The 10,132-nt window shown below is 38.0% G+C and carries 8 protein-coding genes; 4 read left to right on the forward strand and 4 right to left on the reverse strand.

All coding sequences use genetic code 11. The features are described 5' to 3' along the window. Nucleotides 1-209: 209 nt before the first annotated feature. Nucleotides 210-3,203, reverse strand: a complete 2,994-nt coding sequence (locus LMC10_RS10550) for a DUF4767 domain-containing protein (RefSeq protein WP_229269201.1) — start codon at nt 3,201-3,203, stop codon at nt 210-212. A gap of 233 nt (nt 3,204-3,436) precedes the next feature. On the opposite strand from LMC10_RS10550, the gene LMC10_RS05985 reads away from it, so the two are divergent. Together LMC10_RS05985 and LMC10_RS05990 are read left to right on the forward strand one after the other, a co-directional pair. Next, nucleotides 3,437-4,168 carry a LytR/AlgR family response regulator transcription factor gene (locus tag LMC10_RS05985; RefSeq protein WP_216578426.1) on the forward strand — a complete coding sequence of 244 codons (732 nt, stop codon included), beginning with the start codon at nt 3,437-3,439 and terminating at the stop codon, nt 4,166-4,168. A 94-nt stretch (nt 4,169-4,262) separates the two neighbouring features. Then, entirely contained in the window at nt 4,263-5,615 is a 1,353-nt protein-coding gene (locus LMC10_RS05990; protein WP_216578427.1) for a GHKL domain-containing protein, read from the forward strand. 55 nt (nt 5,616-5,670) lie between these two features. Here the strand turns inward: LMC10_RS05990 and LMC10_RS05995 are convergent, their stop codons facing one another. Together LMC10_RS05995 and LMC10_RS06000 are read right to left on the reverse strand one after the other, a co-directional pair. Further along, nucleotides 5,671-6,396, reverse strand: coding sequence for a zinc ribbon domain-containing protein (locus LMC10_RS05995; protein ID WP_229269202.1), 726 nt, complete (start codon nt 6,394-6,396; stop codon nt 5,671-5,673). Then, nucleotides 6,393-7,391: an NAD(P)/FAD-dependent oxidoreductase gene (locus tag LMC10_RS06000; protein ID WP_229269203.1), complete on the reverse strand. Its 999-nt coding sequence runs from the start codon at nt 7,389-7,391 to the stop codon at nt 6,393-6,395. Before LMC10_RS06000 ends, LMC10_RS05995 begins: the two co-directional genes overlap by 4 nt. A 164-nt stretch (nt 7,392-7,555) precedes the next feature. Here LMC10_RS06000 and LMC10_RS06005 point away from each other — a divergent pair, with 164 nt between their 5' ends. Beyond that, nucleotides 7,556-8,518: a nucleoside hydrolase gene (locus LMC10_RS06005; protein ID WP_003664874.1), complete on the forward strand. Its 963-nt coding sequence runs from the start codon at nt 7,556-7,558 to the stop codon at nt 8,516-8,518. 283 nt (nt 8,519-8,801) lie between these two features. Then, on the forward strand, nt 8,802-9,557 hold the full coding sequence (locus LMC10_RS06010) for a glucose 1-dehydrogenase (protein ID WP_019253259.1): 756 nt from the start codon (nt 8,802-8,804) through the stop codon (nt 9,555-9,557). On the opposite strand, the gene LMC10_RS06015 is transcribed toward LMC10_RS06010, so the two are convergent. Then, the coding region (locus LMC10_RS06015) for a transposase (RefSeq protein WP_229269204.1) at nt 9,519-10,132 on the reverse strand (614 nt) is incomplete at its 5' end. The genes LMC10_RS06010 and LMC10_RS06015 overlap by 39 nt on opposite strands.

A 10,132-nucleotide genomic window follows, 5' to 3' on the forward strand; every position in this document is an offset into this window, starting at 1 on the left:
AAATACATAAAGTCTAAAATAACTTAACAATCTCAGTTTAATCACACAATTTTCACAAATAAATATAATTTCTAGGACTTATCAGATTTGACTGTTTTAGCTGAAATTTACTTTGTTATTTTTCAGTTAAGGTTAAATCTACTCATAATAAAAAAGCGTTAACGATAGAAAATTCGTTAACACTTTTTTATTAAATATGAACTACACTGCTAGTATTCCCGTTTCTTAGCTAAACTCAAACCAAACATTGCAGCAACTGCACCAAGAGCTATTGCAGCGATTGATTCTCGATTACCTGTTTGTGGCAATGCATTATTAACATTCTTAGTAGCATTAACCACTGAGCTGCTATCAGTTTTCTTAGCATCATTCTTTTGGGCAGTTAAATTAACAACAGTTTGACCTTCTGCACCTTTAACTACCCCGGTAACTGGCTTTTGCGCGTGTTCACCTTGGCTTGTAGCCGAAGTTACTTCCTGCTTGTCTGCTTGCTCATTTGGAGTTACTTCAGTAGTTGACTGGCTTTGAGAATTATCCGTAACTGTCCCTTGATTATTATCATCTTTATGTTGATTTTCAGTGTCTGAAGGTGTTGTTTGATCAGTAGTATCAGGAATTTTAACCTCTTGTGCATTGGCAAGAGATTCCTTAGCTTGACGATAATTTTCATCCGCCTGGGTCTTAGCAGTCTTTAATTCAGTTAGTTTTGCTTGGTCAGCTGCTAATTTATCCTTAGCTTGTTGAAGTTGATTTGCTAATTCATCATTATTACCAGCAATTTTGGCAAAACTTGCTTGGAGCACTTGGATATTATATTGCTCTCTTTCAGCAGCGTTTAGATTATCAGCTGTTTGGGTCTGAATCTTATCCCCGTTGGTTGTACGATCCAGTAATAATACCGGCTGACCATTATGGAATGCAAAAATATAAGTATCATGAAATTCACTAGCATTAGCATTTCGTAAATTATGGTTATAAAGAGCCACAATATTGTAGTCACTGTTGCCTTGACCATCATTACTCATTTCAACAGTTACTTTTTGACCATTTACATAGTACTTATTCAAATCAGCATAATTAGGACCAGCAGTATTCAATGAATGAGTACCATCAAATTTAAGGATCTTCAAATCATTTTCTGCAGCATATTGGTCCATCACTTTTTGTAATTGTTGAGCTTTATCATTATCCCAAAGAGAAGTGTTATTAACCTTATTTTCTAAATCAGTAACCTTTTGTTGATCTTGGCTAACAATGGCCTCTTGTGCGTGATATTCATTATCTGCTTTATCAGCAGCTGCTTGAGTGGTATCAACTTTTGCTTGGGCCTTTGCAACGTTAAGCTTCTTGTTTGCCTTATCCAAAGCAAGCTTGAGAGTAGCTAATTTAGCTTGAGCAGCTTTTAATTGCTGTTGAGCAGTAGCTAATTGTTGATGAGCATCATTAGCCTTATCCTGAGCTGCCTTAAGATTTGCAGCTGCCTGTTGTAATTCAGCGAGCTTAGTCTTTAAACTATCAAGCTTTGTCTTAGCTTGATCATAAGCCGCTTGTTTGGCTTTTACATCAGCTTGCATTTGTTCGAGTTGGTTATCAGCTGCATGCGGTGTAACTACATTATTTGCTTTAGTGATGGTTAGTGGTTGAGCATCAGCGTCTCCTTGGTGATCCTTGGCAATGTGGTACCAGTGTGGAGTAATTTGACCAGCCTTATCTACCGTAAAACTAAAGGTAAAGTTCTTAGCATCTTGTAGTTGAGGCATCATACTCCAGTCTGGAGATTCAAGTAGACCAAACAATGCATCTACACTTGGTCTTTCTTCAGACTGTAATCGTTTCATGCTTGCTTCTTTAGTTTCACTTTCATCATAAGCTACATCATCCATATCAGTATTGTTGCTTAAATTATATAAGATAAAATTATTCCATAAGGCTTCTTTAAGTTGATCAAGATTGGTAATCTTTTGGCCATAAGTAGTTTTTGTCATTCCCCAATTAATACTACTTTGATCAACTGCCTTTAAGAATGATGGACGATCTTCCCAATTTCCCTTAAGATCTTTTTCTTCAGATGGGAGAGAAGTTCTTTCTTCTTCTAATGTTTCCCGAATCTTTAAAGTATTTGGGATAAACAATTTGTCAGATTTTTGCAATTGTTCTTTTAACAAAGCAATTTTATCCTGGTCATACTTAATCGTATCTTTGTCAGGCTGGCTTTGCTTCAAAGCTTCCGCTAGATCTTTTTGAGTATTATTAAGTTCCCCATTATTGTACTCATCATATGTAATTAAGTACCATTCTGCTGCACCAGCTCCTGGGTTAACTAATTGGTCAAGTCGAGAGTCAATTGTATATTTATTAATTAAATTATTAATATACTTAGCAGCCTTGATACCATAATTCGTAACATTAAAATGTAAATCATCTCGTAAAAGAGTACCTTTACTGTTACGCAAGTCATAATTATGAAGGAGATCATTCATAATCCCGGCATACCAAAGATCTAAGTTCTCAGTAACATCATCATCTAAATTATTAATGTCCTTAATTTGAACCTTAGCATCACTAGAGCTATGGTGATAAGGATTCAATTTGTAAATACTATCTTTAGAAACTTTTGCTAAATTATCTGCCCTATTATCATTGAAATTATTAAAGGCATCCACATATCCATCTGGAAGCTTAAGGTTATTCTGCTCAATACTATCTTGTAAAGCTTGAGCATTGTTAACATCCCCATCATTAGTAGTAACTGCAGCATCATCATGATGATCTGTTGATTGAGATTGATTATTATTTAACTTATCTTGGGCTTCTTTTAATTGAGTTTGAGCAGTCTTAACTTCATTTTCTTGGTTGTTAATTTCTGCTTTGGTTTTATTAATGTTACTATCCGTTGCATCTTTAGCTGATTGTTGCGTTTTGGCAAGGTTTGCATCCGCATTCGTCACATTATCCTGCGCAGTACGCACAGCTTGTTGATCTTTGTTTACTACTTGTTGCTGATGATCATAATCTGCTTGGGCTTTTGACTGTTCTTGTTGAGCGGTTTGAACATTATTTTGTTCATTAGTATTAGTTGTAACAGCAGGTGTACTATCCGCCGATACACCTTGTTGCATGGCAACTACCCCCAGAGAAGCTACTGCTAAAGTTGCCACAACCCAATTCTTACCAGATTTGTAAAGTTTCTTATGTTCTTTCACAATAATTTCCTCCCGAAACTATGATTCTAACTATAAACGTCTATAGTTTATGCTTCATCTTTCGCGTTTCTCAACGATCTACCAACCACTTTTTAATTTCTACAAATTTAACTGAAATTCATCTCACTATTTTTCAGTTTCGGGAAAGAAATTCACTTTTATAGACGGATAGGTATACGGCTCTACCTCCCCCCATGATATATTAGTATTCGGGAAAAGGGGGGGAGTACATCTTGAACGTTTTTATCCTTGAAGATGATCATAATCAGCAACGACATTTAAAAACAATGGTCGAAAAGATTTCCCGGGAAATTTCAGTAAATGAACTTAAGATTAATCTTTTTGCCTCAACTGATCAATTAAAAATGGGATTACCGGTTGCTAGTAAGGAAAACGTCTTTATTCTCGACTTAGAAATCAGCGGTATTAAAACAGCGGGCCTTGAAATTAGTCGCGTGATTCGGAAACATGATGAACTCGCCAGTATTATTTTCATCACTGTTCATGATGAATTTGTCTATACTACCTATAAGTATCGAGTTAGTGCGCTCGACTTCATCGCTAAAGATCGAGGAAATATCCAAGAAGAACTAAAGCAAGATCTTATCCATATTCAAAAAGAAGTCCAAACAGCTGCAACCGAAGAATTATTTACATATAAGTCTTATTACGACGAAGTTCAGATTCCCTATAAAAATATTTGCTATTTTGAAGCTAATCATAATAATACGCATTCATCGATCATGTATACTACCGACAATCAGGGAATCCAGCTCAACTACAATCTACGGACTCTTGCAAAAAATGAAAAACGCTTTTTCCGTGGTCACCGTAGCTACTTAATTAATCCCCAACAGGTAAAACATGTCGATTTTCTTCATCACCAGGCTGTGTTCTATAATGGTCTCGTCTGTCCAGTATCACGACGCCACGAAAAAGAACTATTTAAACTAATAAAGTCCTAGGAATATTATTTCTTAAGACTTTTCATATTTTCTTATTCGCAACATAATGCTATGATTATAACGCTTTAAATATTTATATTAGGGAGTTATCGCTATGCAATTTATATATACAGAACTTCAAATGTTCACGCCTACGTTTTACGGTACTGACCTTCTAGCTTATATTTATGGATTTTGGATAGTAATGCTTTTATCTGGAGCCTGCATCCTCTACCTATTTCAGAAGATCACCAAAATTAAAATGCCATTCTGGATATACCTCACCAGCTATCTTATTTTCCCTTTTCGTCGTACGTACTTGTTTTTACTCCTACCAATAATTTTTAGTCTACTAATCTATTTTTTTGTTACTAAACGACAAATTTCCTTTTCATATATTTTAACCAATATGCTATTTGATATTGGAATCTTTTATTCTGTTACAGCTGTCCTTGGTTTAATTATTGTTGCTTCTGTCCAATCTATTACTCCAACCTACGCCACCCCCATTTTAAATTACGGCGAACCAATCACCTATCTGATTGAAATCATTATTACAATGCCAATCATCAAAAAAATACAGCCTGCGTTAAACTACTATTCCAAAACTGTCCTGGTCCAAGCCCCAGTACTAGTATGGTTATTTAATCTTTTCCTCTTTTTCCGCATTTTTTTCGGCATTAACTATGTAAATCCAATCATCAAGGTTCCTGCCCCTGTTCATATGTTAAGTGGCCTTCTTTATGTCATCATTATCGTCTTGTTTACTCAGGTTACCGCCAAATTTTACCGTTATAAGAATTTAACGATTTCACAAAGCGCAGAACTAACAAACCTTCAATCCTACACTAGCCATATCGAAACAATGTATGATGACCTTCGTCGTTTCCGCCATGATTACAAAAATGTGTTACTAAGTCTTGAGGGAGCCGTTTCTAGCGGTGACATTAAAGAAGTTCAAGATATTTTCCAACGTGTTGTTAAACCAACTAATACTAACCTTGATGATCAAACTGCGGTCCTCAGTCATCTTGAAAATATTGAGAACATTGAAATCAAGAGCTTAGTTTATAACAAGGTCATGACAGCAATTAACGACCACATTGACGTCTCGATTGAAGTAGTTGAGCCATTCAAGATTTCGCCTAAGGTTAAGATAACAGATGTAGTGCGGATCATCGCTATCCTCTTTGATAATGCTATTAATGCTGCTAAAAAGGCACCGACAAAGGAAATTAACTTTAGTCTCTTTACTAAAGGAAACGCACAGTACATTGTTATCCGTAATTCAACCACTGAAGAAAAAGTTGACCTTCATATGCTTGATGGCAATTTCAAGGGGATTTCATCTGGAAAACATTCTTTAGGCCTTCGTAATTTACGGATTATCCTCGCCAGCTATCCCTTCATTCAGCATAATAGCCAGTCGGCAAATCATTCTGTTACACAAGAAATAATTATTCATTAAGAAAAGACTTAAGATTAAGTTATGAGAGCTTAATCTTAAGTCTTTTTAATAGTCGTCAATTATAGTCATCAATCAAAATTAACGTCTGAATTTTGATGAATTTTACTTGTTTATTACCTTTGACCACACAAGAGTTCCCTTCTCGTTGGTAAATCTTATCATGTCTACCAGGATTCACAGAAAGCATCTTAGCACCATCATTTATAGTTACCTTTTGCGGGCCACTTACTATTACATCCCTTTTTCTAACATAAAGCGAGTAATGTTTGTTTTGACGATATAATTTTTTGGCTTTCTTTAAGCTTACTACTTTAAGTGGTCGGGCTCCTTGCGAGTCTCTTCCGATATATGCAATACTGAAATGTGGGTGCAATAAATTGTTTGTGTTATTTAAAATATAATAGTCATTATAAAGTACTTTTTTATTTTTATCGAAGTATCTTAATTCTAGTGCTTCAGTCTTATTTGGAGTCAATGAATTACTGGCGTTTTTTGTTCCTAAATAAGTAAATAAAGCAATTAAAAGGCCAAAAGCGATGAGGGCGATATATCCCCACCGCTTATTATTTTTTCTGGGTGTAATTTCGCGTGAAACTAGCTGATGATTACTTTGACTTAGCTTCGTATGACATACCGAACATTCTCGTGACCCTAATGCATTAACTTTTCCACAATTAGGACAGACCAAGGCAAGCATCCGCCCTTTAAGTGGTTTCCCACAATTCTCACAGATTTCGGCATCGTCTGGATTTAATGTGTTACAGTAGGGACATTTTTTCATTTAGTAATCCCCATTGAAGAGCTATGCATTGCCATTCGCTTATCGGGATAGAGTTTTTTAGCTAGGGCGGTTACCGCTGTCGGTGCTTCACCAAAGCCGGCCGCAATCAATGCTACTTTCCCCGAATAGGTCACACCATCCCCGATCGCGTATACCCCTTCAATACTAGTTTCCATCATTGAATCAACCTTGATCAAGTTGCGCTCTGCTGCTAAGTCAAGAGACCATTGATTCAAGGCCGCATTATTAGAGGTAAAGCCATAGTTAACCACAATCTTATCCACATTCAATTGTGCTTCGTCGTCACTACGCATCTTCTTAAGATCGAGCGTTACCGTTTCATCATCTTCCACCGTTAATGCACGTGGCAAGAATGGGGTATCCAATTGCACAGATGACTGTTTAAGCTGAGTTACAGTATGCTCCAGACCGCGGAACTGGTCCCGCCGATGGACAAGGTGAACTTCCTTGGCAACCGGTTCAAGCATCAAGGCAATATCAATGGCAGAGTCGCCCCCACCAAGAATAGCAACCCGCTTGTCCGCATAATCAGCTTTATGATTAACAAAGTAGGAAAGCTGATTGCCTTCAATCTCGGCTGCCCCTTCTAAAGCGAGCTTACGGGGAGTAAACGCTCCGTTACCAAGAGCAATGATTACTGCTCGTGACCGGGATACCCGCTTAGCTGATTTGATGGTAAAGGTTCCATCATCTTCTTTAATGACGTCCTCAACAGTTTCACCGAGGAATTGGTCAATCGGTGCCACTGCCATTTGCTCTTCTAGCTTAGCGATCAAGTCATGCCCAGTTACACCTGGCATTCCCGCTACATCCCAAACTTGTTTTTCAGGATAGAGTGCCCCTACTTGTCCCCCAAGTTGTGGAAGGCTTTCAATTAGCTGGGCATCTAATTCATGAAGGCCGCAATAAAATGAAGCAAACATCCCCGCTGGACCTCCACCAATAATTGTCACATCATAAATTTTCTCTGCCATTTCTCCTCTGATCCTTTCATTTTCATCTCTAGAAGTATTATATCATCTTTATTTTTTCTAAAATTTCGTAAGCGGTCTCAAATTTTAATTGTAATTATTCAAAATTTAAATTAACATATTATATACAGAGATTGATTTTGCTTAAAATTGGAGGAATAAATACTATGGCAAAACGTAAAATGATTCTTGATTTAGATACTGGTGTTGATGACGCTTTAGCTATTGCCTATGCGCTCGCTGACCCAGAAGTTGATCTAATCGGAATTGTAAGTTCATACGGTAACAACCTATTAGATGTTTGTGCCGAAAACAGCCTTAAGTTATTGGAATTATTAGGTCACACTGATATTCCAGTATTTAAGGGTCTTCCACATTCATGCACTACTGACCACTTTGATGTAATGCAAGTTTCAAAGGACATCCACGGTGATAACGGTATCGGTGATGTTGAGTTACCTGCGCCAAGTCGGGCTCTTGAAGAACAATCCGGTGTTGATTTCTACATCGAAGCCGCTCACAAGTATGGCAAGGACTTAATCATCATCCCTACTGGTCCAATGACTAACTTAGCTGCTGCCTTGAAGAAGGATCCTGAAATTGCTGACTTGATTGGTAATGTCACATTCATGGGTGGTGCCTTAACTGTTGAAGGTAATGTTACTCCTGTCGCAGAAGCTAACATTAACCAAGATCCAAAGGCTGCCGATGAAGTAATGAAGTCCAACTTGCCACTTACGATGGTTGGTCTTGATGTTACTCTTCGGACTCTTCTTACTAAGAACGAAACAAAGCAATGGCGTGAATTAGGCACTGCTTCCGGTAAGGCTTTTGCTGATATTACCGACTTCTACATCGACGCTTACTACAACCTTGATATTGATAAGCGTGGTTGTGCCCTCCACGATCCATTAGCTGTTGGTGTTGGTATTGACCCATCATTTGTTTCAACTATTAGCTTATTCATGAAGGTTGTTTACCAAGAAGGACCTTACTATGGTCGGACAATCGGTGACAACGCTAAATTAAACGATCCTAACCCTAATGTTAAGGTTGCCGTTAACGTTGACAAAGAACGTTACCTCAAGGCCTTCATGGACCGCTTAAACAAGCTTTTCAAAGAAAATTAAAGTAAGTGGGAATTAACCTCCTCGACAAGGCGGTGGGCTAAGGATAGAACGGTGATTAGCACGGCACGGGCTGATTATCGTTCGGACTTAGCCTCGAGCCTTGTGGCGACGCGAAGCTAGTTCCACGATATCTTAACAAATATTCGCATTAAGAGGCTGTTGAAAATAATTCTCCAGTCTCTTTTCATTTCACAAGGCGTTATTCTCCTGTTTTTCTTCGATAGTTGTTATAATAAAATTTGTAAAGGATTGTTTTTGATTTTACTAAGGAAGTGTCTTATCAATGGGTCGTTTAGATAATAAAGTTGCAATTGTTACTGGTGGTTCTAAAGGAATTGGAGCTGCTGTCGCAAAAAAGTTTATCGAAGAAGGCGCAAAGGTTGTTTTAACCGCTCGTAAGATGGATGAAGGACAAAAAGTCGCTGACCAACTAGGTGACAATGCGATCTTTATCCAACAAGACGTTGCTCGGAAAGGAGACTGGGACCGGGTAATTCGTCAAACTGTCCAAGTCTTCGGGAAACTCAATATTGTGGTTAACAACGCGGGAATCGCCGAATACGCCGATGTTGAAAAGACGGACGCTGAAATTTGGGATAAAACAATTGCCGTTAACCTCACTGGTACGATGTGGGGAACTAAGCTCGGTATTGAAGCAATGAAGAACAACGGGGAAAAGAATTCAATCATCAATATGTCATCCATTGAAGGACTAATTGGTGATCCTGACCTCTTTGCATACAATGCTTCTAAAGGTGGTGTCCGCCTCTTAACTAAGTCCGCTGCGCTTGATTGTGCCCGGAAAGGCTATGACATCCGTGTAAATACAATTCATCCTGGTTATATCTCAACTCCACTAGTTGATAATTTGGTCAAGGATGATCCAAAAGCAGAAGGACACCTAGAAAGCCTTCATCCCCTTGGCCGTCTTGGAAAGCCAGAAGAGATTGCTAACCTCGCTTTATACCTCGCTTCAGATGAATCAAGCTTTAGTACTGGTTCAGAATTTGTCGCTGATGGTGGCTATACGGCTCAATAAAAAACAATCGAGTAGGAGAGGCCGGGAATTAACTATTAATTTTTGGCTCTCAAACAGTAAAATCCGGACTATGATTTTTGATCGGTTCAAAAATCGTAGTCCGGATTTTAAATTATTTATGAAATTAGTCTCCAATCGACTAATTGATTGGCCAAATTTCGTTAGATTTAATGCCATCAGGGCTAGCCCAATGTCATTTTCCACAGCCCGTTGGCCACGGAGATGAGTTCGGCGTATGCCAAAATCCCTCTTCATATGACCAAAGACTGGCTCAACGTCGAACTTCCGTCGACGATAAATTGCCTTGCCTTCGTCACTTGAGAGGGTATCTTTAACTTTAGCTTTATAATAATTCCAGGTTGGGTTAACCTTCATATAGCGTTGCCGACCACTCGGTGTCTTCGCTAGTTCATCTAATTTAACTGATAGTTGATGTTTATCAGCACGATAGATTTTAAAGTCACGCTTAAAGCCATACTTATCAGTGGATTTACTATAGCGATAAAAACTAAAACGAACTCCTTGATGATCAATGTAGTAGTCGTCATTAGCGTTATATTCCCAATTCTGTGACC

This window comes from Limosilactobacillus reuteri subsp. simiae, from assembly GCF_020784875.1.
Classification (GTDB): domain Bacteria; phylum Bacillota; class Bacilli; order Lactobacillales; family Lactobacillaceae; genus Limosilactobacillus; species Limosilactobacillus reuteri_H.